This is a genomic window from Paenibacillus sp. GCM10027630 (genome assembly GCF_042676305.1).
Lineage (GTDB): Bacteria > Bacillota > Bacilli > Paenibacillales > NBRC-103111 > Paenibacillus_S.
In genome coordinates this window covers 87,539-113,984 of record NZ_JBHTGY010000009.1, presented here as the reverse complement: position 1 = coordinate 113,984, position 26,446 = coordinate 87,539, and the positions used below count along the sequence as shown (strand labels likewise).

Here is a 26,446-nt window from a genome sequence, read left to right as displayed (position 1 = left end):
TTGGATGGAAAAGCTGGTGGGGAAAGAAAGTAAAATGTACAACATAGCGCTATGAACACAAAATTATTGGAATTGAGGAGAGAAATTGACATATTTTTTTATTTTTATTTCAATATTACTAGGAGCTTTTGCGCAAATTCTGATGAAAATTGGAACAGGTAAAGCAGAAACTATGATTAAAATCTTCCTAAATCCATATGTCATGTCTGGACTTGTGTTGTACGGACTTTCTGCTATTACGTGGATTTTTGCTATATCAAAGGTACAACTCTCCTTTGCATATCCTATGGTTTCATTAGGATATGTGCTTGTTTTTGTTTTATCGTATTTCGTCTTCAAAGAGCCGATCGGGATTCTGCGATGTGCTGGCCTATTAACCATAGTAGCAGGTGTTGTCATGATTTCTAAGTCATAATGAGAGGAAAACCTATGCAACTATCTTCGACAAAGCATCAAGCAAATGTTTTATATCTAATATTTATTCAGATGCGCCCCAAGCAATGGACTAAGAATATGTTAATTTTTGGGGCATTCATATTTTCTATTAATCAGGTTACCACAAGCTTATTTTACAAGTCGGTTATTGCTTTCTTGTTATTTTCTTTTATTTCGTCTTGCGTTTATATATTGAATGATTACATGGATCGTGAAGCCGATTCTAATCATCCGACAAAACGTTTTAGACCAATGGCGTCTGGCGCACTAAGTCCTCACCTTGCAATCTCAATCGGCTTGACATTACTTATTGCATCATTAACCGCTGCCTTTTTCCTTAACAGACCATTCTGTTTAATCTTATCTCTGTTTTTCGCGTTCAACGTGGCATACAGTTTCAAGCTAAAACATGTGGTTATTGTCGATGTTATGATTGTCGCCTCTGGGTTTGTATTTAGGGCTATTGGTGGAGGGTTTGTTATGGGAGTTCATTTAACTCCATGGTTTTTGATTTGCACCATGCTATTATCTTTATTTCTTGCAATCAGTAAGAGAAGGCATGAATTTATTATTTCGCAAGAAAATGAGTATATACATCGTAAAGTACTTAAATTTTATAACAAAGAACTATTAGATCAAATGAGCAGCATTGTGACTACTGCCACTATAATTAGTTATGCTCTATTTACCTTCACATCAGGAAGAACTATCTTTCTCATGTGGACTATTCCTTTCGTCATTTATGGTATATTCCGTTACCTTTACTTGATTCATGTCGAAGGCAAAGGTGGTAGTCCAGACAAACTTTTGTTTGAGGACAAGCCTGTTCTCATAACTGTGGTTCTTTATACTTTATCCGTTCTTATCATACTATATTACTTTGAATAGAGGAACATCATGATCTATATTCTCGCTCCATTTATTGGCTGGCTTATATCCGGTATTTTGAAATTTTGTGTTAACTATATTCGTTTTGGATCCGATGCTAAAAACAGAATCGGCAACGGTGGATTTCCAAGCACTCACACATCGATCATAATGACTACAATTACTTATATTGGTTGGATAGAAGGGTTAAATAGTCCAATTTTGGGACTGGGCGTTTCTGTTTTATTCATCATCATTATCGATGCAACCGGTTTAAGGCGAGCTGTTGGTTCGCATGCAGCGGAACTAAATAAATTGAGAACGGAACTGAGGCTAAGAGAAAAAATGGGTCATACAAAATTCGAAGTGTTGGGCGGTTTAGTCCTCGGGTTCATCGTCGGGAGTGTACTATTTTGGCTAATATAAAAACAACAAAGATTGAAAGTCCATTTATAGTATCAATTAACAAAAAGAAAATCGTGTTTCTTCTTATAGCCATTCTGATTCTAATTTGGTCATTTATGTCGCCTCCTAAAAGAAATGCAGATGGTTTGGAATACTTAGCCATGACGGTATCATTTGCTAACCATTTCACACCTGAATTAACCGAATTGGATCGAAATATTTCTCAATCAATAGCAAGTGCTAATAATGACAAATTAAATAGTGAGTTCCCTGGTTATTATCAAGACAAAAAGAGCCGCTATTATTCTTTTCATTTTTGGTTTTATTCGTTGCTTTGCACACCAGTATACATGATTTTGAAAATATTCAATTTAAATTTATTGTCTTCATTTCAAATTACAAATTGTTTGCTGTTCCTTTTTGCTTTTTATTGGACACTATTCGTTTCAAAACTATCAGATAATCTAAAAATCTGGCTATCTTCTAGCCTTATATTTAATCCAATTGTCTTGTATTTTAACTATACGAACCCCGAAGTATATAGCTATGTAATTCTTTACATTTCTTTGCTTGCATGGTTAGACGAAAAGAGAACACTTGCATGTGCTTTATCGGCAATAGCGTCATTTCAAAATCCTGCAATTGCAATAATCACAGCCTATTTCGGACTGAAAGAAATAATTAAATCTATAAAACTAAAAAAGGTCCAAATTAATTTCTTGTGGACTTTTTTTAGCTGTTCATCTGTCTTATTCCCTTACCTATGGTTTTACTGGCATTATAGTGTGTTTAGTTTGATTGGAGAAAAAGCAACGAATGGCATTAGTCTAGATAGGGCCTTAAACTTACTTTTTGATTTGAACATGGGACTATTTTTATACATACCTTTATTACTACTCGTTCTTATGTTTTTGGTCTATAAAAAAGATATTCAAGCAATCAATTTTATTGTCTTAATCTTCCTTGTGGCGTTAGTCTGTTCTGCTCAGGTGAATTGGAATAGCGCTATGGCTTACATAAATCGTTATGCTGTATGGATGATCCCCCTAGCAATCGTAGGATCATTGTCTTTCATAACTAAATTAAGCCGACAGAGACTTATTATTTTTCTTGTTGCTTTTATCTTTTCAACAGGATCGATTACAGTTTATTGTATTGCTACATACAAACAGTTTAACTATATGTTGTTTTCAAGCGTTGCAAAATTTGTAATGGCTAAAACTCCGGCACTCTACAATCCTCCAGATGAATTGTTTATTGAAAGAATTATCGGAGAAGAAATAGGTCCCAATGATGCTAAGAAATATCTTCCCATTGGTGTGTCTAATGAATCCGGAATTCGCAAAATTTTAACAGTGGAAGATGGAAAGATAAAATATCAAAATGGTCGTGTTGTTCTTTCTGGACAAAATTTTGTACATTCACTAGGCACTTCAACTGCAAACAATAGCATATTCAAATTCAGTGGAATGCAGTTTTTCGATAGTGGGTGGACAGGTATGGAATTGAATAAGGAATTGTTCAGATGGTCAAAACAACAATCAAATACATATTTCAGTACAGGAAAGAAGGAAAAAGTTTATATAACCTTGGATATTGCAAGTTACAGGAAAAATCGGGATTGTGAGATTAGACTTAATGATCAATTAGTTTTTAAAGATGTCATTCCAATAGATCATCGTAAAGTTAGATTTGAAGCAGATCTTTATATGTTCAATAAATTAACAATAATTGCAAATGATGACAATAATGGTGGAGATTTAGATATTAGATTTAATGTAAAGAATATAGAATTAGCAAAAAATTAGATGTTTTTAACAAGGATTATCGGCATAATGCCGATAATCCTTTGCTCGATTTACGCAAGTACTTTTTCTATCACATTTTTCACTGATTCATCCTGATGAAAATACACAACCATCCGACAATTTATTTTGCCCCATATTATGCAAATACAGTATGTTAGCCTTTTTCTTTGCGTGTTCTTATAATGCATTCCTTAATTCATCGTAATTAATTGCCCCCTTAATTTTCCTAATTTCCATTTCAAAAGCGTTCTGTGGACAAACTTGCAAAAGAAGATCCTAAATCCATCTGAAAGATTCATCACATGGAACAAGAATACCTTATTTTTGCTAGATAGAAGGTTCTATATTATCTCGAGATGATAACGACAAGCGAAATATGTTAAAAACATAAGACTTAATAGTATTTAAAATTCTTACAATCTGAAACTCACAGCGAGAGTATCTCGGGAAATTGCTGACTGGTCTTTTCCCCAATAATTCTAAAATAGTTTGATATACATTCGATTTCGACAGCTCAACTCAGTTGAAAAAGATGTTTATGGCGTTAGTCCTTTAGATGGACAAAGTATCACATCGTCCTTAGTACATAAATATTTTACATTTCTTTGACTTTACGGCCATTATCTTTATTCTGAAAATATGAACATATGTTTCGGCACTTGTCCCTAGATTTAATCACCCTATAATAGTCTGATTGTCAAACAGATTTAATATTATTATATCGACAAAATTTTTAGTTGTTGATAAAATCGTGAGAAAACAGATGAAAAGGAGTTTAATGTGAAAACGATTAATACTAAATATCTTCCAGGAACAGATCATTTACGTGCATTCGCTGCATTTCTCATCATTATGTACCATAGTTCTCATCGCTACACAAACATTTTTGCAAATAGCGAAGGTTGGATTATCGCAAGTAATCCAGTCACGGCTATGATATTTGAAGGTCATACTGCCGTTGCTTTGTTTATGGTTTTAAGTGGATTTATTTTCACCTATGGAATGTACGATAAGGAAATAAAATACCTTTCGTTTATTAGAAACAGATTGTTAAGAATTTACCCGTTGTTCGTTTTTTTACTTTTCATATCTATATATATCTATAAAGACAATGCTTCATTTTTATCTGTGATACAAATTTTATTTCAATTTCAAGACATTCACCATCCTTTTAATCAAGGAGTTTTTACTCAAGTATTTTGGGCAATATCAGTAGAATTCCAATTCTATCTCGTGTTTCCTTTTTTACTTGTTTTCTTGCAAAAATATGGCGTTAAGTATATTGTCTATGTTATTTTATTAATGGTTGTTTTTAGGCTCTCTATTGTTTTGCTAAATGTAGAGACAAGTATAAGGGACTTATCATACTGGACAATTATTGGTAGATTTGATCAATTTCTCATAGGTATGATATCAGCTGTTTTATTTATTAAATCTAATAATAAGAAGAAACTTTGGTTTTATTTACTGATGCTATCCATCTTTATTTTGGGGATAACAATTTGGGTATTCAATAATCTCGGTGGATGGCCCGTTGAGAGTGATTGGAAAATCATATGGCCAACTATCGAGGGTTTAGTGTGGGCTCTTTTTCTTGTTGCTTACAATAAAGTGTTTCTAGTCAATTCAAATGCAATACAAAAATTCCTTTCAAAAATTGGCGATGTAAGTTACTCCATGTATTTACTGCATGTCTCAATTCTTACCATTTGTTTGAAGCATCAGGTCTTTTTCCATACGTGGATGAACGCTACAAAAAGTGCTATGTTAAATTCTTTATTGATTGTAATTCCAGCCAGCATTCTAATTTCATTTTTAACTTTTAATATTATTGAAAAACCATTCTTAGAACTAAGAAAAAAATATACAAAGTAAACTAGTGTGTCATTGATTTTGAACTATTATTCGCAAATAGATTATTAAAAAGAGAGCGTGAGTATAATGCTCCCATAGTTTGAGACACTGGAGGGAAAAAATAAATTATTGTAAGAGCATGGAAAAACGGAACCGATATACCTCAGAGTTTAAGACGAAGGTTGTGCTGGAGGTCCTCAGGGAGGAGCAGACCGTGAACGAAATAGCTGCTAAGTACGAAATGAGTCCGGTTATGGTTAGCCGGTGGAAGGCTGAGTTTCTTGAGCGTGCTTCCTTGGTCTTTGAGAAGAAGATCGGTGAAGCTGACAAACTGAAAAAGGAGTACGAGAGCAAGCAAGAGCATCTAGAAAAGCTGGTTGGCCAACTCACAGTGGAGGTCGATTGGCTCAAAAAAAATCTGGCCTCAAATGAACCTCTAGAAGCCCGAAAAGCAATGGTGGAGCGTAACAACACGGAGATCACTATGAAGCGCCAGGCGGATCTACTGAGCGTGAACAGAACAAGCCTCTATCGCCACAGTAACGAGAAACGTGAAAGCGAAGCGAATGTCCAGATCATGCATCGGATCGATGAACTCTATATGAAACACCCCTTACTTCTGTTATCGGCGTATGACCCGATTCCTTCGAGACCAAGGCTTTGAGATCAATCGTAACCGTCTACGCCGTCTCATGCAGAACATGGGACTCGAAGCGATCTATCCAAAACCGAACTTGAGCAAACGATTCCACTCCAAGTATGTGCGTCCCTATTTGCTTCGCGGCTTATCGATCGACCGGCCGAACCACGTCTGGGGATTGACATCACCTATCTACGGATGGGCAAAGGCTTCATGTACCTATTCAACATCATCGACTGGTACAGCCGCAAAGTGATTGATTATGAGCTTTCCTGTACTCTTGAGAAGGGCTTCGTTCTCAGGTGTCTCAAACGTGCATTTAGCCGAAAGGGAGTACATAACTTATTCCTTAAAATTTCGTGTCTTGACAATGGGGAGCATTACATACTGCTCCTTAACCGCAGCAGACAAGGCAGAGTATAAGTTCTGCCACTGCGGGAGACATATCCTTAATGTGAGGGCTTGTGTCTAGGCTAAACTGTAACGTAAAATCCTCGACATGAGCAGCTTTTTTTTTTTTAGACCCACGCTCTTTCTTTACCTGCTCTCTCAGCTGCCTGATCTTCTTTCATCACATTAATGGGTTCAGCAGATTGCTCTGCTTTTTCCATCTCTGTTACTTTCCCATAGCTAGTCCTGCTTTTCACCACCCCCGTTAAGTTGCCCATCAGCTTGTTTTGGCAGACTTCCCTCCATTTGACCATCCACCTCACTTCCCCAATGTATCTTGTCGCAGCGCAAATAGCTCTCTAAGCTCGTCTGTAGACATTTCTGTAACCTATTCTCCCTAGTCCCGATAATCTGTTGGCTGAGCCCCTGCTTGCGTTCAATCACCTCATCGATCCGTTCCTCCAAAGTGCACAAGGTCACAAATGAATATTTCGATGAAATAGAGCCATCGTTCCGGTGATAGTGAGCCAGTCCTCCGGGAAAAATGAGCCACACTTCCGGAGGTAGGAGCCACCAGTCTACGGCAGCTCCCGTATAAAGTATGAATGGTTAGTTTATAAGTCCTTTGCGTTTACGCATGGAGTCCAGGCCTTCAATCGTGATCGTGTAGGATGAATGCACAATTCGATCGAGGATAGCATCTGGTAATGTACTCTCACCGATTTTTCCGTGCCAACCGGCTGGAGAGAACTGTGAGCAGAATATGGTAGAGCCTTTCTGTTGGCGGGCCTCCACGATTTCGAGCAAATCCCGGGCCTCGCTCTCTTTTAACGAGACAAGCAGCCATTCGTCCAAGATTAGTAAGGGAATCTTCTTGTAGGTTTTCATCACTCTCTGATAGATTCCTTCGCCTCGTGCCACTGCCAACTCATTCAGCAGTTCAGGCAAGCTTATATATTTGACCAGGTAGAAGTTCCTGCAGGCGGCAATTCCGAAGGCGCAAGCTAGATAGGTTTTTCCTGCACCAGATGCTCCCATGATGATGATATTGAGCTTGTCCTGAATGTATGCACCGGTTGCCAATCGAAGGATTTGTGTCCGGTCAAGTTTTCGATCAGCGAGATATTCAACGTCCTCAATGCAGGCATTACTTTGCTGAAAATCTGCCTTTCGGATCAACGAGGAAAGCCGGTTGTTCTTACGTCTGGACCACTCCATATCCACAAGCAGTCCAAAGCATTCTTCAAACGACAGGGCTTGGAAGTTTGGATCTAACAATTGATTCTGGTAGGAATCCGCCATTGCCACGAGGCGCATTTCATGTAGCTTGCGTAAGGTAGGTTCGTGCGCCATGGTTAACCCCTCCCGTAATAATCTGCACCACGTATGAATCCGTGGTTTTCAGAAGAGGATGATGGTTCCTTTGTTTCCGGTGGCGTTTCAAGCCGATCCTGACCGGTAGTCAAGATCGTTTTGATGCTCTGGAAGTTTGGCCTTGGTATGTAGGATAACGCTTTGGCACAAGCTGCTTCAAGACGAATAACACCGTACTTGTCGGTAAGCTTCAGGAGTGCCATGCAACTTCTATAGCCCTGTTGCTCTACCTTATGGGAAGCGAGGATCTCGCCTGGATGGCAACAGCGGTATGCGTACCAACACTTTGCGCCCAAGAGATAAAGCGATTCGCGTTCCATTGGATGAATTTCTTATGGTTCTCCGGCATGTGATCTTCTATGGTGCTGTATTGTCCTGATTTTCCATGGAGCCTTGGGTGGGAGCATACTCGGTTATTGTTGTAGAAGACCTCAATAACGTTTCGTGTCATTCGGACATCTACCCGATGCTTGATATATTCATAGGGGATCGAGTAGTGCATTTTCTCCACACTTATATGATAATTGAATTGGACAGTGGCGGTCTTCCAGGTCTCCAACTCATATGGGGTAGCAGGCAAGGGGAGTAGAAACGGTTTTTCTTCCGTTATAAATACACTACACCTGTTCCCTTCTTTTTTCTGAAGGGGCTTTGCATTTAAGACGTCCAGCTTCTCCCGAATAGCTTGATTTAATTCAACCGCACTAAAACATTGTTGTTTACGCAGTGCAGCTAAAATCCATGTGGAGACCACGCCGACGGCTCCCTCAACATTAGGCTTGTCCTTGGGTTTACGGACACGCGCAGGAATGACGGCGGTGTTGTGATGCTCGGCCATTTCGTGGTAGATCTTGTTGATCACGGGCGAGTACCCCGATGCTTTGTCCACGCCGGTCTTCAGGTTGTCCGGTATAGTAAACGGGTGGACCCGCCGAAGAATTGATACATATGGATATGGGCGGTAACCCGGCTCTCCTGATCTTGAGAAGCCAAGGCTTCCACATAAGCGTACTGACTGTAGGCGAGGACTCCTACAAAAACATACATTGTAACAATCTCGCCCGTCTCGCGGTCAATGATGGACACAGTTTGCCCGGCCCAGTCCACTTCAAGTTGTTCGCCCGGCTTGCGCTGAATACGCATGGTTGCGTTCGACTTCAAGGTGTACTGCTGATAGTGGTGGCAGAACTGAGAATACATAAGGGGGATTTCTTGGCTCGACCGGCAGTTCCCGCAATACTCATTCCAAAGCAAGCTAAGCGTTACGCCGCTCTTGGCCATCTCTCTGTGAATGTATTCGTAGTCTGGATGCTTACGAGTGGGTTGCTTTTCTACTTCAGCAAACAGGCGCTGACGAAGTTCGCCATCCGATAGATCTTTCTCTAACGGCCACGCTATTGCAAGTTCTTCTGCTCGTTGGATGATTTTGGAGACGGTGTTGCGCGAGCAGGCGCAACTGACAGCGATGTTACACTGACTGATCCCTTGACTATGAAGCCGCAGGATTTCACGATATTGGGTCATTGTATGACCTCCTCACGAATGATTTGCGCTAGTCTTTCGACAACGATAGCGTCATTCTAGCAGGAGGTTAACGTGGTGGCTTTCACTACCGGAAGGGTGGCTCAAAAAGGCTGGAGAGGTGGCTCTCACTCACCGGAACGATGGCTCAATTCGTTCCGGAGTATTCAACAAATTTATAAACCTGAACATCCTTGTTTTGTCCGATACGAAAAGCTTGGTCTGTTGCTTGGTTCTCAACTTCAGGGTCCCACCAATGATCGAAGTGAAAGATATGGTTCGCCGCAGTCAGGTTCAGTCCGGTTCCGCCTGCTACGTTATATAACTTGGACTATTAAGCTATTCTCCTTACACAGGTCCTACAAAAATAGACTTCTTCACAATTCTAATGAATTGCAGGAAGCCTATCTCATAACTCCACGTTAGTGGTATAAATAAACGATATATCGGTAATTTCAAGTTGGGATTATTAGGAGTCTAATAGCTTCAGGAGGTATTACTTTTGTTTCAGCAAATATATTTGTTCTTCCGTTCGAGATATTTTATCGCGTTGAAAATCAAGCCTTTCATTCGTTGTTCGAATGGTCTCTAACAGACGATTATCCGCTTCAATATTCTCGATATGCTGCTCGCTTAAACTACGTTCCAGACGCTCTGCTCTTGTTTCAAGGCGATCTACTTTTAATTCAAGTCTATCCACTTTCAAATCAAGCTGATCAAATCTTGCTTCAAGATGAATCACTTTTGAATCGAGTTGATTCACCTTTACGTCAAGTTGATCTACTTTCGCATCCAGTTGGTTCATTCTTACGTCAAGTTGATCTACTTTGGCATCCAGTTGATTCATTCTTACGTCAAGTTGACCTACTTTGGCATCCACTTGATTCACTCTTACGTCAAGTTGATCTACTTTGGCATCCAGTTGATTCACTTTTACGTCAAGTTGATCTACTTTCGCATCCAGTTGATTCACTTTTACGTCAAGTTGAACTACTTTCGCATCCACTTGATTCACTTTTACGTCAAGCTGATCTACTTTGGTTTCCAGACGATTGACCGAAGATTTGACGTCCTGTAATTCAGTTAATATTCGGTTCAGAAGTTCCTCCATGAAATCACGCTCCCATGAATAATTATAGCATAGGCTTGTTTATTTCGTTAGATTAACATCATGAAGTTTGCAGAATTTTGTGGCTTTATGGCAAAGAGACCTCTCATAAGTTCAAAGAACTTAAAAGAGGCCTCTTTGTTTTCCATTTCACGAGGTAAATGAGGGTGAAGCGGGTTTCTCCTTAAAGAAACCCTTGATGAATAAGGGTTTGATACCCTTATTACATCATGCCGCCCATTCCGCCCATACCACCCATGCCGCCCATATCAGGCATGCCTGGTTTGTCTTTTTCCGGTTTATCAGCGATAACCGCTTCAGTTGTCAAGAAGATTGCAGCAACGGATGCTGCGTTTTGCAATGCGGAGCGAGTAACTTTAGCCGGATCTACGATACCAGCGTCGAACATGTTAACCCACTCGCCAGTTGCAGCGTTGTAGCCGATGCCTACAGCTTCTTTTTTCAAGCGCTCAACGATAACGGAGCCTTCTTGACCAGCGTTAGCTGCGATTGTGCGTACAGGCTCTTCAAGAGCGCGCAGAACGATGTTAACACCTGTTTGCTCATCAGCGTCGTTGCCTTTTACAGCAGCTACAGCAGCATATACATTAACAAGGGCTGTACCACCACCGGATACGATACCTTCTTCAACAGCAGCGCGAGTTGCGTTCAAAGCATCTTCAATACGAAGCTTGCGCTCTTTCAATTCAGTTTCAGTAGCTGCACCGACTTTGATAACCGCTACGCCACCAGACAATTTAGCCAAACGCTCTTGCAGCTTCTCTTTGTCGAAATCGGAAGTTGTTTCTTCCAATTGGGAACGAATTTGCGAGATACGAGCGCCGATGTCTTTTTTGTCGCCTGAACCGTCAACCACGATCGTGTTTTCTTTCGTTACACGAACTTGACGAGCGGAACCCAATTGATCAGGAGTAGTGGATTTCAGATCAAGACCCAGTTCCTCAGTAATCACTTGGCCACCAGTTAGAGCAGCGATATCTTGAAGCATAGCTTTACGACGATCGCCGAAGCCAGGAGCTTTAACAGCTACGCAAGTAAACGTTCCACGAAGTCTGTTCACAACAAGAGTTGCCAATGCTTCGCCTTCAACATCTTCAGCGATGATAACAAGCGGTTTGCCTTGTTGTACTACTTTTTCAAGCACAGGCAGGATCTCTTGAATGTTGGAGATCTTTTTGTCTGTGATCAAGATGTACGGGTTTTCCAATACAGCTTCCATTTTGTCTGTATCAGTAATCATGTATGGAGAGATGTAGCCGCGGTCAAACTGCATACCTTCAACTACTTCAAGCTCAGTTGCAAAGCCTTTAGACTCTTCAACGGTAATTACGCCGTCTTTGCCTACTTTTTCCATAGCTTCAGCAATCAGTTGGCCAACTTCATCGTCAGCTGCAGAGATAGCGGCTACTTGAGCGATGGATTGTTTGCCTTCGATAGCTTTGGAAATGCTTTTCAATTCTGCAACAGCTGCTTTAACCGCTTTGTCGATCCCTTTGCGGATAACCATTGGGTTAGCGCCTGCAGTAACGTTTTTCAAGCCTTCGCGAACCATAGCTTGAGCCAAAACAGTTGCAGTTGTAGTACCGTCACCGGCTACATCATTCGTTTTGGTTGCTACTTCTTTAACAAGTTGCGCACCCATATTTTCGAATGCATCTTCAAGCTCAATTTCTTTTGCAATTGTAACACCATCGTTAGTGATCAATGGGCTACCGAATTTTTTCTCAAGAACAACGTTACGGCCTTTAGGACCCAAAGTGATTTTTACAGCATTTGCAAGCGCGTCAACACCACGAAGCATTGCGCGGCGAGCGTCTTCACTGAATCTAATATCTTTAGCCATGAGTGATACCCTCCCGAAAATAAATTGTATGTTGGAAACGTTCCGTTTAGCTTCTTAAGGAATCGGCTTACCGTCCTTCAAGGACGAGCCTGTCTAAGTATAAGCTCGCTAATTTCATTAGCAGCTGATGAGGCGTCTATAGGTATAAGAACCCTAATTAGGCTAGAACAGCAAGAATGTCGCTTTCGCGCAAAATTAGAAGCTCGCGGCCCTCAAATTTAACTTCAGTACCAGCGTATTTGGAGAAAATGATACGGTCGCCTTCCTTAACTTCAAGCGGAATACGCTCTCCGTCTTTTAGTGCGCCGCTGCCTACCGCTACAACTTTACCTTCTTGCGGTTTTTCCTTGGCAGTCTCAGGTAGAAAAATACCGCTTGCGGTCGTTTCCTCCTTAGCAATGGCTTCAATGACAACGCGATCACCTAAAGGTTTGATCATTAGAAAATAGCCTCCTTATATATGGTTCTAAATTTCTTACATTAGCACTCAAATACCTCAAGTGCTAACAACACTTATTATGATACTCAGTTTGCCGCAAATTTGCAAGTGCTTTTACCGAATTTTCACACCCCCATCATTCTATCCATCCAAAAGTAAAATATACGGCCCTCCGACGCACTCGTTCACAGCGTTTTTTACTCCTATCCTGCTTATAGAAATCCGTTGACTGTTCGCTCCTACAACAAAAAAAACACCATGGGCTCACAGTCATCAGCACTACCTTTAAATGACTGTAAACCCCAGGTGTTATTTCTCGCCGAATTCTTCCTCCCAAGCTTTATCCTTGGCCAGCTGCTTACGGTACACAACCCCGGATAACAGCACACTGAACTCATACAGCAGGATCATAGGCACGGATACGACAATCGCAGAAACCGCATCGGGAGGGGTAATCATGGACGCTACAATAACAAGCAGCAAATAGGCGTAACGACGCAAAGTATGCAGCCGTTTAGGATTTAAGATACGAAGCTTGGTTAAAAACATGATGACTATAGGAAGCTCAAACAGCAATGAGATCGGAATCAAAATATTAAACATAAACGTGAAATATTGCGAGATCCCATAGGTCTCTTGAAGCGACAGCTTCTCCGTAATACTCGATGTAAACAGAAAGGCCATTTTGAAAACGACAAAATACGCAAATGCCAAGCCGATCAGAAATAATATAAAAGCGAAGGGCACGAACATCAAAGACGCTTTCTGCTCTTCTACACGCAGCCCCGGCTTCAGAAAGGACCAGATTTGGTACAAAGCAAAGGGCAGCGTAACAATAAGGCCTGTAACCAATGCAAAATTCATGTACATTCGAATGGCATCCCAAGGGGAAAACACGTTCCAGCTAATTCCGTCCGCCGGAGGTACTTGCTTGAGATAAGTGATCAGGGGCTGTGCAAAAATCAACCCGATAACCATCCCAATAATCAGAACGACGATGATCCAAATAATTCGTTTGCGAAGCTCACCCAGATGCTCGACGAGCGACATCGCATCATCCATATCCATAAAGGTTTCACCAACCTAGCTGTGAAGTGGTAAACGTGAAGCTTATTCAGGCAGTCTTCGTGTATCCGCCGGCTTCTCCTGCGGGATTTGCTGAACAGCCTGCTTGGTCCCCTGCTCCTGCTGCGTCTGAGCCTGCTGAGCTTGCTGAACGGGCCGCTCAGGTGCAGCCGCTACAGGCGGAAGCATCATTCCGGATACTGGATCTGGAGCCGGCCGTGGCGTAACATCCTTACGCTCTTCTTGAGGCGCTGACGCATGAACGTCCTCCATCAAGTCTTGAGCGCCTTTCTTAAACTCGCGCATCGTCTTGCCTATGGCTCTCCCCAGCTCGGGAAGCTTGCTCGGCCCGAATAAGACCAGCACAACAACGGCAATCAACAACATATGACTTAAGCTCATTTGTTGTAACAACTCCTTTCTATGAGGCTTTTGGCAAACAGTACTTCAGCCTAAGCCTATACTCTAACAGTAGTACAAGCCTCCGTACCCCAGCTCCGTAATATCTTCACGCACAATAACTTCTCCTGCGCAAATACGCGGTAATAGCACGTCGAACGAAGTATAGGGGTCGTGCATCACACAACCCGGTAGACCCATGATAGGCACCTCCGAATCACCCAGATAGCCCATAAGCAGCATAGACCCAGGAAGCATCGGAGTGCCGTAGCTGACTATCCGTGCTCCTGCCTGCTTAATTGCTCCCGGTGTCCGATCATCCGGATCCACCGACATGCCGCCGGTTACCAAGATCAGGTCGACCTTCCGCTCCTCCAAAAAATAGCGAATTTCATTAACAATTGTATCGCTTTCGTCTGGCGTCAATCGCTGCTCTATAATCTCAGAGCCTAATGCCGCTACCTTATCACGAACAACAGGCCCGAATTTATCTTGAATTCGGCCCTTATATACCTCGCTGCCCGTAGTAATCAAGCCTACACGGAGAGGACGAAACGGCTTAACTTCAACCAATGGTGTTACAGCAAGCTGCTCCACCTGCTGCACCTTTTCCTCCTCAACAAGAAGCGGAATAACGCGGGTTCCGGTTAGAACTTGACCCTGCTTAACAACTGTATTCGATTTCAGCGTGGACATGACCACCTGATCTATAGAGTTAGCTGCGTCAACCAATGACTTATTGATTTTGACCAGTCCATGAATGGTCGACTTTAAGGAAACCTTGCCCTCATGCGGCTCCGTCAATGACACATTGGCTCCCGCAGCAGCGCGAGCCAAACGGATTGCGGCTTCATCCTCATGCAGCCAGCCTTCCTCCATCGCAATAACATAGATGTGCTCCTTGCCGATACTGAGCAGAGCGGGAATGTCCTGTTTAGTAATGACATGGCCTTTTGTAAATAAGCGTCCCTTGAACGCTCCAGGGATAATTTGCGTCAAATCATGAGCCAGAACCTTGCCTATCGCTTCTTCTACTTTCACCTCGCGAAGCATGGAATCAAGCTTCTTCATAGCCATGATCCCCTTCGCGTCCAGTCAGTATACCCAGAGCATGAGGAAGCTGCTCCATAATGGCAGCCAAATTTTCAGACACACCCTTCGGACTTCCAGGCAGATTTATTATTAACGTTCTGCCGCGAATTCCCGATACAGCGCGTGAGAGCATGGCACGAGGCGATTTCTTCATCGATATCATCCGCATGGCCTCGGCAAATCCCGGTGCTTGACGGTCTATGACACTCAATGTGGCCTCCGGAGTCACATCACGCAGCGCAAGTCCTGTTCCACCCGTAGTAAGAATCAAATCGACCTTGAAATAATCGGTCATTTCTATGAGCGCAGCCATAATTTCATCTTTCTCATCCGGCACGACCCGATATTCGATAATTTCCCCATTGATTTCCTCTTCAATGAGCTCCCGAATGACTTGGGCGCTTGTATCTTCTCGCTCTCCAAGGGATCCTCGATCGCTTGCCGTCAAAATCGCCACTTTCCAACGCATAAGCTTACTCCTCTCCATGGGTCCATTGTATCGTAAAGTTATTACAAATCGGTGTCTTTTCTGTGAAAGTCACCGTTTTTTCCTCCTGATTTATTAAGCAGCAGCGTTGGACCGATCTGCATCGTCTTCTCCGCCGCCTTGCACATGTCATAAACGGTTAATGCGGCAGCAGAAACGGCTGTGAGAGCCTCCATTTCGACACCGGTTTGCCCTTTGGTTCTGACAGTAGCTTCTATGTATAATTCATCTTGTTCATTATCGGAAAAGCGGACGTCTACCCCAGTTAGCATTAGCGGATGACACATTGGAATCCAATCGGAAGTTTTCTTCGCAGCCATAATCGCTGCCACCTGAGAAACAGCAAGAACATCTCCTTTACCAATCTTGCCTTGCTTAATCAACTGCAATGTAGAAGGCATCATGGTAACTATAGTTCGCGCAGTTGCGCTCCGACTCGTCTCCTGCTTGTCAGAGATATCAACCATACGGGCTCTGCCTTGTTCATTAAAATGGGTTAGCCGGCTAACATCAATATCAGACACGGTGCAGCTCTCCTCTCGTACGAATGGTGCAGACACAGCTTATCATCGGCTTTACTTCGTGGTCTTAGCAGCCCGAACCGTTCTTTGCTCTGTAATAAGTTCGTCCAGCCGGAAATCGAACAAGCCCATCGGAACTTCCTCAATAAGCTGTAAATCGAATGCGCCCGCAATAATATAAGGCCTAATGAATCCAGCACGTACATACTGCTGCATAAACCGGTCGTAATAACCGCCCCCATAACCAAGGCGCCCCAGATCAAGATCAAAAGCCAGCCCAGGTACAAGCGCAGCATCAATCTGGCGAATATCAGTCAGAAATTCCGCATCAGGAACCGGCTCCAAAATTCCCCAAGTCCCTTTCTCCAAATCCGAGTGGGAGCGAATTTCGAAGAGCTTCAGTTTTTGCTCCGGCTGAACCTTAGGTACCAAAACTCGGTAACGCTTTAACCAGCAAGCTTCCATCACCGGAGTTACATCAACCTCGGATTTCACCGGCATGTAGGTAAAAAGAGTCGGTCTGCGTCCCAGCTTAACCCGGGAATCCAGGACATCACTTATTCTTTTGATTAATAATTCGTTAATCCGCTTGGATTTTACACTCCGCTCGGATGGCGTCAAAGCATTCCGTTCAGCCTCCGCTTTGCGGCGTAGCTCGATTTTCCATTCTTTGATATTCATGATACGGCCTCTCTTTGGTGGGGTCGGTAACGTGATTAAGAACATTTTAATGCTGAGCTATGCTTAATAGCAAATTTTGGTGAGAAATGAAGTCTAAAAATACCTTTATTTTTTAATATACCATAAAAACAGCTAAAATAACGAGTTTAAGTAAGGATACGTCTAAAAACACCTGAAAGCTTGAGGCTCTGACAGCCAGAATTCTTTTTTACCTATTTCACCAAATACGAAAAAGGACCCCGTCAATATCTCGGCAGCCCTTCTCATAACCTCATCCTATCTATTTGCTAATCAGATCCGTATGATGAATTATTAATTAATCGCCTTGCTAATGGATTCGAGAACTCTCTCCGACTGGAACGGCTTAACTATAAAGTCTCTCGCTCCAGCTTGAATAGCTTGAACAACCATATGCTGCTGCCCCATCGCAGAACACATAATAACTTTGGCTGAAGGATGCTGGCCTTTTATCAGCTTGAGAGCTTCGATCCCCTCCATTTCAGGCATAGTAATATCCATCGTCACCAGGTCGGGATGCAGCTGATTGAACTTTTCAACAGCCACAATTCCGTTCTCGGCTTCACCTACTACTTCGTGACCACCTTTTGTTAAAATATCTTTAAGCATCATTCGCATAAATGCCGCATCATCAACCACTAGTATTTTCGCCATCCACTGTTCTCTCCCTTATGTAATTAGTTTCTAAATTTAGTTTTGAGTATAATAGGATATGCCGTTTCGGCCATTATTTTTGACCTGATATAAGGCTTTGTCCACATTCTGAAGCAGCTTGACCGCATCGTCACCGTCTCCCGGATAAACAGCTACTCCCATACTTATCGTAGCCTCCAGAACGTGTTCGCCAATCCTCCAGCCTTCCCTAACGGAAGACAAAATTCGCTCAGCCACCCTTTGGACATTAGTAACCGTATCAATTCGGGGCAAAAGAATAACAAACTCATCGCCGCCCAAGCGTGATAGCATATCAATTTCCCGTATACATCGCTTTACCTTGGAAGCAAAGGCTTTGAGCAGCAAATCTCCAGTCTCATGCCCGTATCGGTCATTAATCCATTTAAAATCATCAATATCCGTATAAAAAAGCGCCATCAGCTGATTGTACCGCTTGGCATTCCCGATAGCTTGCTGCAAATGCAGCTCAAACGCTCTCCGGTTAGGCAGCTCTGTAAGAGGATCAAGATAAGCCAATCGGGCTAGCTGTTCTTCTCTTTCCTTCATATCCGAAATACTTCTTATAGAAAGCAAATACTTATGTACAGTAGAATCCGCTTCTTTAACAGGAATAATTACCGCTTCAATCCACGACCATTCTTCATCATTAACCGCCCACTGACACTCAAAGGAAACCTTGTCATTGTTAGTTAGTAATTCAGCCAGGCTTTCCTTCACAATCAATTGATTATCAGGATGAATACATGTAAACAGGGTTACAGGCTCTGAAATCAGCACGAGCTCCAGAAGCGATTGTTGAGTAAGCACCGTATAAGCAATCGTTCCATCCATATCAAGAATATACATGCGATTGGATAGCTGCCCCAAAATATAACTAAGCATCTCAGGCCGTTTGATTAGCGCCTCGACTTGGATCAAGTCATTTGGCTGTTGGCTCATGATCGGTTTCACCCTTATGATCATATTTTCACTTATCCCACCAAGGTTTGGATGAACAAATTTTGGTGCTCACTCAAATTGATATATTCGTCTCCGACTTTTACCAAAGGATTAGTAAGATCTAGGGGATTGCTATTCACAATTTCCCCGCGGCGCCCGTCGGTAAGTATCACTTCGTCTCCAACAGCCAGCTCCATCATTCGCCGAATAAATACACTGCAGATCAAAGGATCCAGCAGTCCGAATCGATCCTCCTGCATTTGACGAATGACCAAATAAAAAGGTGTTGCATCCTTATATACCCTTTTAGAGGTCATGGCATGAAAAATATCGGCTACAGCGACAATTTTACTGAAAAACTCGATTTGATCGCCCTTCAATCCATTCGGGTATCCTTGACCATCCTCCCTCTCGTGATGCTGCAGCGCTACCAATGCTAATTCAGGGGGTAAATTGGGAGTCCGTTTAATAATATCAAACCCAAACTTCGTGTGCTGCTTCATAATTTCATACTCTTCATTCGAATATTTTCCGGGCTTATTCAGGATCTCATCACGAATTTGTATCTTTCCAACGTCATGAAGTGTAGCTGCTGTACTCAGCATAGACAGCTCTTCTTCGGAGAGGTGCAGCCATTTCCCAATTAATGTAGAAATAACCCCTACTCCAATATTGTGCCTGTATGTATAATCATCCTTGGCCTGAAGACCAGAAAGCACACTGAACAAACTCGGAAACTCGCTTGCTTGGTAAATCGCAGGAATCACGGATCGATTCAAAGCTTCCAGAGGAATTTCTTTTTCCTCATTAATTAAATGAAACATTTCTTTGACCATTTCACTAGCCTGGGTAACTAGCTCCTCGTTGGTAACTTGGTGAGGGTTCTCAAAATCATGCTCCTCCATTATAATTCCATGATTCATTATCCATTCTATGTGATGAGCTTCTAAGAGGCTTTCCTTTGGAATGAGAATTAATCCCCAGCTGGTCATAAGGTCCTTTTTAAATCTGTACCCTAACCTCTGTACTAACTTCTCTTCATTCATGGTTTATCAACCTGTCTCCCCTCGAAGCATCATTAGCATCATTTGGTAAGGTCATGGTGAATAAAACGATAGTGAAAAGGAAATACGAATTCACTTTTTACATAGAGTGAGTTAATTTTACAATATATCCCTAAAATAATATCTGTAAAAAAATGCCTTTTCGTCAAAAATACCCCCCATAATGACGAAAAATAAAATATTTTATTAAAAATTGATACTTTTTTACTATTGGATGACTGTAATTTGACCTAATACGGGAATATGATCAGATGACTTGTCATAATGTGTCCATGCTGAAGACCCAGGAGCAAAGCTTGTAAATATATGATCGATCTCTCCGCCTTTAACAACTGTAGCTTGAGGCGGCTGCAAAGGAATTTTGTAAAGCATCTGGTGCAAACCGCTCATCAAAGCATCGGAATCAGGCATATTGAAATCACCCATCACAATTAATGGGGTGTCCATCGATTTCAGGATATCAACCAATGCAGGCATTTGCAGCTCACGCTCACTGCGAGCAACTCCAAGATGAGTGGTAACAATAGTTACGACCTGTTCATGCAGCTTTATTTGGGCCGTCAACACTGTACGAGGCTCCTGGTTCCTACCGCCAGGAAGCGGATAAACACGCACATTTTCCAAAGGAAAGCGGCTTAATAACGCTATGCCGTATTCAGAGAATCCGTGACGGAACGCAGGAGCAAATTTGTAGTACATATGCAGCGCTTTCGCCAAATTGGAGGCTTGGTCTTGCAAGCCGGTCCGCCATTGATAGCGATCTACCTCCTGAAGAGCGATGAAATCAGCGTTTCCCTGTTCAATTTGGGCACGGATAGCTGACAAACGGACTTGATTGTCCATGCCTTCACCATGACGAATATTATAGGTCATCCAACGCAAGGCTCCCTGCTCTCCAGCTGCATGCTGTAGGGTAACCGCTTCAGTCCAGCTCCAGCAGGAAAAGACTGCGGCGGTGCAGAGCAGAAAAACAAAAGCCAAGAGCACAGTGTGTCGCTTTATTAACGATCCACTTCTATTTCGTTGAACTGCTGTCTGCATCCTAAGCACCCTCTTCTACCTTTTGAAATCGTCCGTTTAATAGCTGATAGGTTCAGCATACGATGGCAGTTTCACGTTTGTATACGGGAGAAATGATGGAAATTCGGCGGGACTGACCGTAAGGCTGAAAATTCGACTGGAACATGGTACACTAATAATTAGTGCGTGTCCGAGATACACGGCTTCTTCGTCCCTCAGGGACAAATGTGCTTACATTTCACAAACTAATCCTAAGTACTATTCCGGGAGGCATAACATGCTGCTGCAAGTGTCAGGAATTACAAAAAGCTACGGTATCAACACCGTGCTTTCTAATATAACGTTACAGATTGAGCCACGTGAGCGTATTGGTTTAGTTGGGGTGAACGGCGCCGGCAAATCAACGCTGCTGCAAATTATTGCGGGAGAAATGTCTTACGATTCAGGAGATATTTTCAAAGCAAAGGAAACCAAAGTCGGCTATTTGAAACAAAACAGCGGACTGATCTCTGACCGTTCGATTTGGGAGGAAATGAAAAGCGTATTCGCTCATTTGGAGGAAGCGGAGCTGGAGCTTCGCAAGCTGGAAGCCATGATGTCCGATCCTGCCGTCCTGGCTGACGACAAGCTTACGGAGGATACGATGAAGCGGTACGCTGGGCGCTCGGAGTGGTTTAAGGAGCAAGGCGGTTATGAAGCTGAGGCTCGCATTCGCGGAATTCTTCATGGGATGGGCTTCGGCGATTTTGCGCCGGAGACGCTTGTGAACACATTAAGCGGCGGTCAGAAAACACGGCTGGCTATGGCCAAAATGCTGCTCCAAGCGCCCGACCTGCTGCTGCTGGACGAGCCTACTAACCATTTGGACATTCCTACGCTAACTTGGCTGGAGGGTTATCTCCGCTCTTATTCAGGCTCTATTCTGGTTGTATCCCATGACCGTTATTTTCTCGATGCATTGGTAGGGGCTATTTATGAAATCGAACGGCATACATCCAAGCGTTACACGGGCAATTACTCCAAATTTGTAGATACCAAGCAGGCCGAATATGAAATCCAAATGAAGCAATTTGAAAAACAGCAAGGTGAAATTGCTAAGATGGAGGAGTTTGTTCAGCGCAATCTGGTGCGGGCTTCCACGACCAAGAGGGCACAAAGCCGCCGTAAAGCATTGGAGAAAATGGACCGTCTCGACAAACCGCTGGGCGACTTGAAGCGCGCTCACTTTGCCTTTGAGGTGGAGCAAGCAACAGGTAAAGAGGTATTGCATGTAAATGATGTCTCCATATCCTATGACGGTCGCAGTCCGCTGCTTAGAGATATTTCGTTCCAGCTGCGCCGCGGAGATACGGCCGCGTTGATAGGGCCTAACGGAATTGGAAAATCGACTTTGCTAAAAGCTTTAATTGGCGAGCAGAAGCCGGTTAAAGGCAACATTCAGTGGGGAAGCAATGTGCGCATCGGTTACTATGATCAGGAGCAATCAGGGCTTAACGGAAAAAACACAGTCATTGAAGAGGTATGGAATGCATTCCCTCATATTGAGGAAGCGAGAATTCGAACGGTTCTGGGAAGCTTTCTGTTCAGCGGAGAGGATGTATTCAAGAAGGTTTCGGCGCTCAGCGGCGGTGAAAAAGCACGTGTCTCCTTAGCCAAGCTAATGCTCGAAAAAGCGAATGTGCTTATTCTCGATGAGCCTACCAACCATCTGGACTTGTACAGTAAGGAAGTGCTGGAATCAGCTCTTATAGATTACGAAGGCACACTGCTTTTTATATCCCATGACCGGTATTTCTTGAACAAAATGGCCGAATCCATGCTGGAGCTGACACGTACTGCCGTGACCCCCTATCTCGGAAATTATGATGACTATGTAGAAAAAAAGCAGGAGCTCGCCGAGATAGAACGTCAGCGGCTGGCTCTGGAAGCGGCAAAAGGGAAAAATGCCGGCGGAGCCAAAATGGATACGGCAGCTCAAGCAGCATCGCAAACGGAGAAAAGCTTCGAAGCAGGCAAGCAGGCCAAGCGTGATGAGCGTGCACGCCAGCGTAAGCTGGAGCAGCTGGAGCAGGATATCGCCCGTTTGGAAACAGAGATGGCTGAGCTGGAGACAGATCTCGCAAAACCTGAAGTGTATAACGACTACGTACAGGTGCAGCAAAAAAACGAGCTCATTGAACAGAAAAAAGCAGAGCTGGCCAATTGCTATGAGCAATGGGAGCAGCTGGCGGAGTAATTAATGGAATTCGATCTGGCTGAATAGGTTAGGGAAATTTTTAATTATTAATGCAATAACTATTTAGTGGAATAAAATAATAGCTTCTACCTTTAAAACAGAAGGGGCTGTCCCAAAAGACATTTTGAGACAACCCCTCCACCATTTTATCCTGAATATATGGTTGCTAAAGAGCCCTCAATTCCACTTTAATAGTCGAAGGCTCTTTTGCACATTCTTGTGTATTCAGTGACGCATAAGATGAGATAGCTTTCCAACGCTTGCTAATCGCGGGTATCGGGTTCATAGCTCGTGGTTCATGGTTCGGTTCCGGCATTGTATGGCAGTCTTGCGCATTCCGTGCAATTATCAGGAAAATGTCAAGTTAGTTACTCCGAAAATATCGTTCCAAGTCTTATAGCTGGAATTTCTCATGCTAATTCTACGTATTTTGGCTAATATCCACCATATCCCCTCTATTAGAGTTTGTTTTTCCAGTTAGATTGATTTCAGGCGATATCCACGCTGGATTAGCGTTACATTTTCCATCTATTTTCTTTCGCAGCGGCCCCGACAAATCATGGCCTCCTCTAGACTGAAAGCAGCCTTTGAACATCGCTTCTCTCCCCATCACTTAAGCAACATCCAAAAAGTTGCCGAACTCATTTCTGGATTTTCAATCCCCCACTTTGAGGGGAATTTCCCTACAAAAAAGACGCTTCCATTTCCGCTTGCATGGTGGTTTTGGAGGCGTCTTTGTACATAGTTTGGGACTGATTCATTCACTGATACCCTTTTGGGACAGCCTCTTCCAGTTTGAGCAGCAGCAGAGGTACGCTGCCGTATATAATCATCGTTGCCGCGGCAACGATGCCTGAGTCATTAAGCAGCAGCGCCGCGATTGTGCCGATTACGTTGGCTGCGCAGCCATACATGAGGTATGGGTAGCGGCGCTGCCAGCGGCGAAACAGCCCCCGAGGCCGCAGCACCAATGCAGCCATTACAACAAGGCTGGTGAGGAGAACCTTGCTCCAGGCCGAGACGCCGATCAGGTGCCAGTTCATCTCGAGCTTTCGTACAATCATGGCGCCTATAGCGTCTAGCCGTCCCTGGAGCAGCGCATCGAAGGCCCGGCCGATATGGCTCTGCTTATCGGCCGGAAGACCTGTGGCTGCACCTGCGTTGAGCAGCCACAAGCCCGCTAGCGCTGCAGCGAGCAGCAGCGCTAGAAGCGGCGCCAGGCGCAGCCAGCGGCGCCCACCAGCGAGGCGCGCCGTGAGCGCGCCGAAGCCTGCCGCGGCGGCAAGCGCACCGCCGGCGTTAGTGCCGAGCTCCGGCGCCGCGAGGTAGCCGGCGACAAGCACGCCGGCTGCTGCTGCAGGCAGCGCGGCCCAGGCGCGCGCGGCTGCGCCGGTGCTTGCCGCGGTGCGCAGCGCTGCAGCTGGCGCGCCAGCGCGAGGCCACAGCGCGGGCGCGCCGAGCGGCGGCAAGCGCCAGGCCGCGAAGCCCGCAGGCGCGGGCAGCAGCGCATCCGCGAGCACCGCTTCGCGCNCAGGCCGCGAAGCCCGCAGGCGCGGGCAGCAGCGCATCCGCGAGCACCGCTTCGCGCGCAGCCGCTGGCGCTATCGCGCCGGAAGCCGTGATTGAGCCCGGGGGCTCAATCACGGCGCGGCGCGGACGCCGCGACAAGCGCAGCGCCTGCTGCAGCGCGGTGAGGCCGAGCAGCGCAGCGCCGAGCAGCACGCCCATAAATTCGTTACCGATGCCATAGTAACGCGCACCTATCATTGGATCGTAGCCGAGCACCGATCTCTGCATGGCTATTGCGCCGTGAAAACCATCATACAGGATCACTCCTGTTACCAATAACCCTATCGCCGCCAAGCCATATACAAATCCTTTACGTATCCGGGCCACGGCTGATGAGAATACTATACTAGCTCCGAATATCCCGGCCAGCACAGCTGCCGTTGCTCCTTCCGACTGGGAAGCAAGCCATCCCATTGCCAGAAGTCCAAGAGGGGCAATTAGAAGCGAGAACAGCAGAGTCCTCCATAGGGTTAACCCTCTTTTTCCTATAACACGACTGCCTGAAAAATACAAAGCGACCGCCAGCGCAGCCAGCATCACTATAATTTCATACACGGCAAGCCCATATAGTAATTTGGGCCGCTGCGTATACACAGCTTGCATATGCTGCAAATCCTGTAGTAGCCTTGGAAGCGCATCTGATGTTGATTCTGCAATAACCGGTAATCCGATCATCTCCTGAGGTATTGGAATGCCGTAAGCCCTGAGCAAGGTTGGGGCGATATCAACAATCGTAATAAGACCTTGTCGGCGGGTTGTTGCAGATGTCAACAGCGCCTCCTTATCAGAAGACGGCGAGTACATAAGGATTGGCGCTAATAAAGCTTTTTCCTTAGCTGCTTCTCCATTTACTTGCGGACTCAGCAGCCAGAGCTCCTCCAATCCATCGAACTCCTTCTCCATAGCACGTGTCAATTCTCCTATAAAACGGTCTATCTCGGTCACAACTTCCTGTTTCTTTCTCACAAAGGCTTCCTTGGAAAAAGACTCTCGCTCATCATATAAACGTTGGAGATCCCCGAGCTCCAGCAGCACTAACGATGGGCTCATCTGCTCACTCCACCGGGCCATTAACCAACTATAATTAGTTCGTAATCCATAGGGTCCAGAGCTATCGACGAGCAATCCATTGCCGCCAACATCACCCTGCTGTACACGGCCTGATTCGTTCATTACCATAGCCGGGGCATATCTGCGAAAGGTTTTGCCTAAATCCGCTTCCTTCATACCGGCTTCCGACTTCACAAGATCAAGGTTCCCCCATACGCTTACGCGGATTCCTGCAGCCTCCAAGCTTTCTCCCAGCAGACCTGGTCGTGCATGATAATAATTTGAAGCATTTAAACGTTTGATTACTTCCATCTGAGGGACAACGATTCCATTCTTACCCTCACCTACAGAAACACCTGTCAATCGTTGATACTTCTGCCAAGCTTGCTCAGCTCCAAGCGGTTCCCTGGCTTGAATGCCTGCCATACCTGAGTTCGCATCGGCAATTTGTCCCGTTCCCATCGATATATACACATCCTCCAAGCCTTTGCCTGGAGTTCTGATATTTAATGCCCCCCATGCACCTCGATGTTTTAACTCCTCTATGTGAGGCAAGGTTGTGATCAGAGCCTTGTCCTGCTGTGCGTTGTGCGGGTCCAACTCCAAAAAAGACAAACCGGGAACAGAAACCACCGTTATTTTTTTATGTATTGTTGAATGCTTTGAAAATGGATCCGATGTGGATTGAGGATTAGCAGACGCTTGATTTAGCATCATCATACTGCTTATCCACAAAACAAATATAAACCCAGCCGTCCGGCTCTTAACCACAATCAAACCTCCTCATTTCCGGGCCATCTTTTACTAATTAGTATGTTCTATTTACCCTATATGACGTTACTTTCCCCCTAACTTAACCCATTTATCCCGCATGTGATTATCATAGGAATTTCTTACTATTATCCACAAGATTATCCCCAAGGAC

General features: G+C 44.2%; 27 protein-coding genes and 1 pseudogene. 9 read left to right on the top strand and 19 right to left on the bottom strand.

Going from position 1 to position 26,446, the window contains the following annotated elements:
- Window positions 1-85: 85 nt before the first annotated feature.
- The 8 genes from ACFQ0C_RS04975 to ACFQ0C_RS04940 all read left to right on the top strand — a co-directional run bounded on the left by ACFQ0C_RS04975 (window position 86) and on the right by ACFQ0C_RS04940 (window position 6,432).
- Complete coding sequence (locus ACFQ0C_RS04975; RefSeq protein ID WP_379364502.1) at window positions 86-415, top strand: DMT family transporter; 330 nt, start codon at window positions 86-88, stop codon at window positions 413-415.
- Between the two features lie 14 nt (window positions 416-429).
- On the top strand, window positions 430-1,323 hold the full coding sequence (locus ACFQ0C_RS04970; protein WP_379364500.1) for a decaprenyl-phosphate phosphoribosyltransferase: 894 nt from the start codon (window positions 430-432) through the stop codon (window positions 1,321-1,323).
- A 9-nt stretch (window positions 1,324-1,332) separates the two neighbouring features.
- A complete protein-coding gene (locus ACFQ0C_RS04965) occupies window positions 1,333-1,728 on the top strand; it encodes a divergent PAP2 family protein (protein ID WP_379364498.1) in 396 nt (131 codons plus the stop codon).
- Window positions 1,716-3,515 (top strand): hypothetical protein, encoded by a 1,800-nt coding sequence (locus ACFQ0C_RS04960; protein WP_379364496.1) that lies wholly within the window; start codon window positions 1,716-1,718, stop codon window positions 3,513-3,515. The genes ACFQ0C_RS04965 and ACFQ0C_RS04960 overlap by 13 nt, the downstream gene beginning before the upstream one ends.
- A gap of 780 nt (window positions 3,516-4,295) precedes the next feature.
- Complete coding sequence (locus tag ACFQ0C_RS04955; RefSeq protein WP_379364494.1) at window positions 4,296-5,390, top strand: acyltransferase family protein; 1,095 nt, start codon at window positions 4,296-4,298, stop codon at window positions 5,388-5,390.
- 118 nt (window positions 5,391-5,508) lie between these two features.
- Window positions 5,509-6,033 (top strand): transposase, encoded by a 525-nt coding sequence (locus tag ACFQ0C_RS04950; RefSeq protein WP_379364492.1) that lies wholly within the window; start codon window positions 5,509-5,511, stop codon window positions 6,031-6,033.
- Entirely contained in the window at window positions 6,002-6,265 is a 264-nt protein-coding gene (locus ACFQ0C_RS04945) for an IS3 family transposase (protein WP_379364490.1), read from the top strand. The genes ACFQ0C_RS04950 and ACFQ0C_RS04945 overlap by 32 nt, the downstream gene beginning before the upstream one ends.
- On the top strand, window positions 6,157-6,432 hold the full coding sequence (locus ACFQ0C_RS04940; protein WP_379364574.1) for a DDE-type integrase/transposase/recombinase: 276 nt from the start codon (window positions 6,157-6,159) through the stop codon (window positions 6,430-6,432). The genes ACFQ0C_RS04945 and ACFQ0C_RS04940 overlap by 109 nt, the downstream gene beginning before the upstream one ends.
- 95 nt (window positions 6,433-6,527) lie before the next feature.
- Here the strand turns inward: ACFQ0C_RS04940 and ACFQ0C_RS04935 are convergent, their stop codons facing one another.
- From ACFQ0C_RS04935 to ACFQ0C_RS04850, 18 genes and pseudogenes are all read right to left on the bottom strand, one after another.
- Window positions 6,528-6,713, bottom strand: a complete 186-nt coding sequence (locus tag ACFQ0C_RS04935) for a hypothetical protein (RefSeq protein ID WP_379364488.1) — start codon at window positions 6,711-6,713, stop codon at window positions 6,528-6,530.
- A gap of 295 nt (window positions 6,714-7,008) precedes the next feature.
- Window positions 7,009-7,752, bottom strand: a complete 744-nt coding sequence (gene istB, locus ACFQ0C_RS04930) for an IS21-like element helper ATPase IstB (RefSeq protein WP_379364486.1) — start codon at window positions 7,750-7,752, stop codon at window positions 7,009-7,011.
- 247 nt (window positions 7,753-7,999) lie between these two features.
- Entirely contained in the window at window positions 8,000-8,635 is a 636-nt protein-coding gene (locus ACFQ0C_RS04925) for a Mu transposase domain-containing protein (RefSeq protein ID WP_379364484.1), read from the bottom strand.
- 35 nt (window positions 8,636-8,670) lie between these two features.
- Window positions 8,671-9,297, bottom strand: coding sequence for an integrase catalytic subunit (locus tag ACFQ0C_RS04920; protein WP_379364482.1), 627 nt, complete (start codon window positions 9,295-9,297; stop codon window positions 8,671-8,673).
- A 166-nt stretch (window positions 9,298-9,463) separates the two neighbouring features.
- Window positions 9,464-9,607: pseudogene (locus tag ACFQ0C_RS04915) on the bottom strand (C-terminal helicase domain-containing protein); the annotation flags it as partial.
- A gap of 183 nt (window positions 9,608-9,790) precedes the next feature.
- Complete coding sequence (locus ACFQ0C_RS04910; protein WP_379364480.1) at window positions 9,791-10,405, bottom strand: hypothetical protein; 615 nt, start codon at window positions 10,403-10,405, stop codon at window positions 9,791-9,793.
- Between the two features lie 220 nt (window positions 10,406-10,625).
- Entirely contained in the window at window positions 10,626-12,266 is a 1,641-nt protein-coding gene (gene groL, locus ACFQ0C_RS04905) for a chaperonin GroEL (protein ID WP_258217503.1), read from the bottom strand.
- A 157-nt stretch (window positions 12,267-12,423) separates the two neighbouring features.
- Window positions 12,424-12,705, bottom strand: coding sequence for a co-chaperone GroES (gene groES / locus ACFQ0C_RS04900; RefSeq protein ID WP_258217502.1), 282 nt, complete (start codon window positions 12,703-12,705; stop codon window positions 12,424-12,426).
- Window positions 12,706-13,014: 309 nt separating this feature from the next.
- A complete protein-coding gene (gene tatC, locus ACFQ0C_RS04895) occupies window positions 13,015-13,767 on the bottom strand; it encodes a twin-arginine translocase subunit TatC (protein ID WP_379364572.1) in 753 nt (250 codons plus the stop codon).
- Window positions 13,768-13,815: 48 nt separating this feature from the next.
- Window positions 13,816-14,172 (bottom strand): twin-arginine translocase TatA/TatE family subunit, encoded by a 357-nt coding sequence (gene tatA, locus ACFQ0C_RS04890; RefSeq protein ID WP_379364477.1) that lies wholly within the window; start codon window positions 14,170-14,172, stop codon window positions 13,816-13,818.
- Between the two features lie 63 nt (window positions 14,173-14,235).
- Complete coding sequence (locus ACFQ0C_RS04885) at window positions 14,236-15,240, bottom strand: molybdopterin-binding protein (RefSeq protein WP_379364475.1); 1,005 nt, start codon at window positions 15,238-15,240, stop codon at window positions 14,236-14,238.
- The gene (gene mog / locus ACFQ0C_RS04880) at window positions 15,227-15,730 is read right to left on the bottom strand and encodes a molybdopterin adenylyltransferase (RefSeq protein WP_258217498.1); all 504 of its coding nucleotides are present in this window, start codon (window positions 15,728-15,730) and stop codon (window positions 15,227-15,229) included. Before mog ends, ACFQ0C_RS04885 begins: the two co-directional genes overlap by 14 nt.
- A 41-nt stretch (window positions 15,731-15,771) precedes the next feature.
- On the bottom strand, window positions 15,772-16,272 hold the full coding sequence (gene moaC / locus ACFQ0C_RS04875) for a cyclic pyranopterin monophosphate synthase MoaC (RefSeq protein ID WP_308862386.1): 501 nt from the start codon (window positions 16,270-16,272) through the stop codon (window positions 15,772-15,774).
- A 51-nt stretch (window positions 16,273-16,323) separates the two neighbouring features.
- Entirely contained in the window at window positions 16,324-16,950 is a 627-nt protein-coding gene (locus ACFQ0C_RS04870) for a 5-formyltetrahydrofolate cyclo-ligase (RefSeq protein ID WP_258217497.1), read from the bottom strand.
- Between the two features lie 312 nt (window positions 16,951-17,262).
- Entirely contained in the window at window positions 17,263-17,622 is a 360-nt protein-coding gene (locus ACFQ0C_RS04865; RefSeq protein WP_258217496.1) for a response regulator, read from the bottom strand.
- Window positions 17,623-17,658: 36 nt separating this feature from the next.
- Complete coding sequence (locus ACFQ0C_RS04860) at window positions 17,659-18,582, bottom strand: diguanylate cyclase domain-containing protein (RefSeq protein ID WP_379364471.1); 924 nt, start codon at window positions 18,580-18,582, stop codon at window positions 17,659-17,661.
- Between the two features lie 32 nt (window positions 18,583-18,614).
- Entirely contained in the window at window positions 18,615-19,628 is a 1,014-nt protein-coding gene (locus ACFQ0C_RS04855; protein WP_379364469.1) for an HD-GYP domain-containing protein, read from the bottom strand.
- A 225-nt stretch (window positions 19,629-19,853) separates the two neighbouring features.
- On the bottom strand, window positions 19,854-20,687 hold the full coding sequence (locus ACFQ0C_RS04850) for an endonuclease/exonuclease/phosphatase family protein (RefSeq protein WP_379364467.1): 834 nt from the start codon (window positions 20,685-20,687) through the stop codon (window positions 19,854-19,856).
- Window positions 20,688-20,943: 256 nt separating this feature from the next.
- On the opposite strand from ACFQ0C_RS04850, the gene ACFQ0C_RS04845 reads away from it, so the two are divergent.
- Complete coding sequence (locus tag ACFQ0C_RS04845; RefSeq protein ID WP_379364465.1) at window positions 20,944-22,902, top strand: ABC transporter ATP-binding protein; 1,959 nt, start codon at window positions 20,944-20,946, stop codon at window positions 22,900-22,902.
- 761 nt (window positions 22,903-23,663) lie between these two features.
- Here the strand turns inward: ACFQ0C_RS04845 and ACFQ0C_RS04840 are convergent.
- Window positions 23,664-24,245, bottom strand: coding sequence for a hypothetical protein (locus tag ACFQ0C_RS04840; RefSeq protein ID WP_379364463.1), 582 nt, complete (start codon window positions 24,243-24,245; stop codon window positions 23,664-23,666).
- Between the last annotated feature and the right edge of the window lie 2,201 nt (window positions 24,246-26,446).

Excerpts from the sequence above, each read along its gene's own strand:
- groL (WP_258217503.1), bottom strand. The coding sequence starts at position 12,266 with ATGGCTAAAGATATTAGATTCAGTGAAGACGCTCGCCGCGCAATGCTT.
- ACFQ0C_RS04860 (WP_379364471.1), bottom strand. The coding sequence starts at position 18,582 with ATGAGCCAACAGCCAAATGACTTGATCCAAGTCGAGGCGCTAATCAAA.
- ACFQ0C_RS04870 (WP_258217497.1), bottom strand. The coding sequence starts at position 16,950 with ATGAATATCAAAGAATGGAAAATCGAGCTACGCCGCAAAGCGGAGGCT.
- ACFQ0C_RS04920 (WP_379364482.1), bottom strand. The coding sequence starts at position 9,297 with ATGACCCAATATCGTGAAATCCTGCGGCTTCATAGTCAAGGGATCAGT.
- ACFQ0C_RS04945 (WP_379364490.1), top strand. The coding sequence starts at position 6,002 with ATGACCCGATTCCTTCGAGACCAAGGCTTTGAGATCAATCGTAACCGT.
- tatC (WP_379364572.1), bottom strand. The coding sequence starts at position 13,767 with ATGGATGATGCGATGTCGCTCGTCGAGCATCTGGGTGAGCTTCGCAAA.
- ACFQ0C_RS04970 (WP_379364500.1), top strand. The coding sequence starts at position 430 with ATGCAACTATCTTCGACAAAGCATCAAGCAAATGTTTTATATCTAATA.
- ACFQ0C_RS04845 (WP_379364465.1), top strand. The coding sequence starts at position 20,944 with ATGCTGCTGCAAGTGTCAGGAATTACAAAAAGCTACGGTATCAACACC.
- ACFQ0C_RS04965 (WP_379364498.1), top strand. The coding sequence starts at position 1,333 with ATGATCTATATTCTCGCTCCATTTATTGGCTGGCTTATATCCGGTATT.
- ACFQ0C_RS04935 (WP_379364488.1), bottom strand. The coding sequence starts at position 6,713 with ATGGTCAAATGGAGGGAAGTCTGCCAAAACAAGCTGATGGGCAACTTA.
- ACFQ0C_RS04910 (WP_379364480.1), bottom strand. The coding sequence starts at position 10,405 with ATGGAGGAACTTCTGAACCGAATATTAACTGAATTACAGGACGTCAAA.
- ACFQ0C_RS04950 (WP_379364492.1), top strand. The coding sequence starts at position 5,509 with ATGGAAAAACGGAACCGATATACCTCAGAGTTTAAGACGAAGGTTGTG.
- ACFQ0C_RS04865 (WP_258217496.1), bottom strand. The coding sequence starts at position 17,622 with ATGGCGAAAATACTAGTGGTTGATGATGCGGCATTTATGCGAATGATG.
- ACFQ0C_RS04850 (WP_379364467.1), bottom strand. The coding sequence starts at position 20,687 with ATGCAGACAGCAGTTCAACGAAATAGAAGTGGATCGTTAATAAAGCGA.
- istB (WP_379364486.1), bottom strand. The coding sequence starts at position 7,752 with ATGGCGCACGAACCTACCTTACGCAAGCTACATGAAATGCGCCTCGTG.
- mog (WP_258217498.1), bottom strand. The coding sequence starts at position 15,730 with ATGCGTTGGAAAGTGGCGATTTTGACGGCAAGCGATCGAGGATCCCTT.
- groES (WP_258217502.1), bottom strand. The coding sequence starts at position 12,705 with ATGATCAAACCTTTAGGTGATCGCGTTGTCATTGAAGCCATTGCTAAG.
- ACFQ0C_RS04885 (WP_379364475.1), bottom strand. The coding sequence starts at position 15,240 with ATGAAGAAGCTTGATTCCATGCTTCGCGAGGTGAAAGTAGAAGAAGCG.
- ACFQ0C_RS04855 (WP_379364469.1), bottom strand. The coding sequence starts at position 19,628 with ATGAATGAAGAGAAGTTAGTACAGAGGTTAGGGTACAGATTTAAAAAG.
- tatA (WP_379364477.1), bottom strand. The coding sequence starts at position 14,172 with ATGAGCTTAAGTCATATGTTGTTGATTGCCGTTGTTGTGCTGGTCTTA.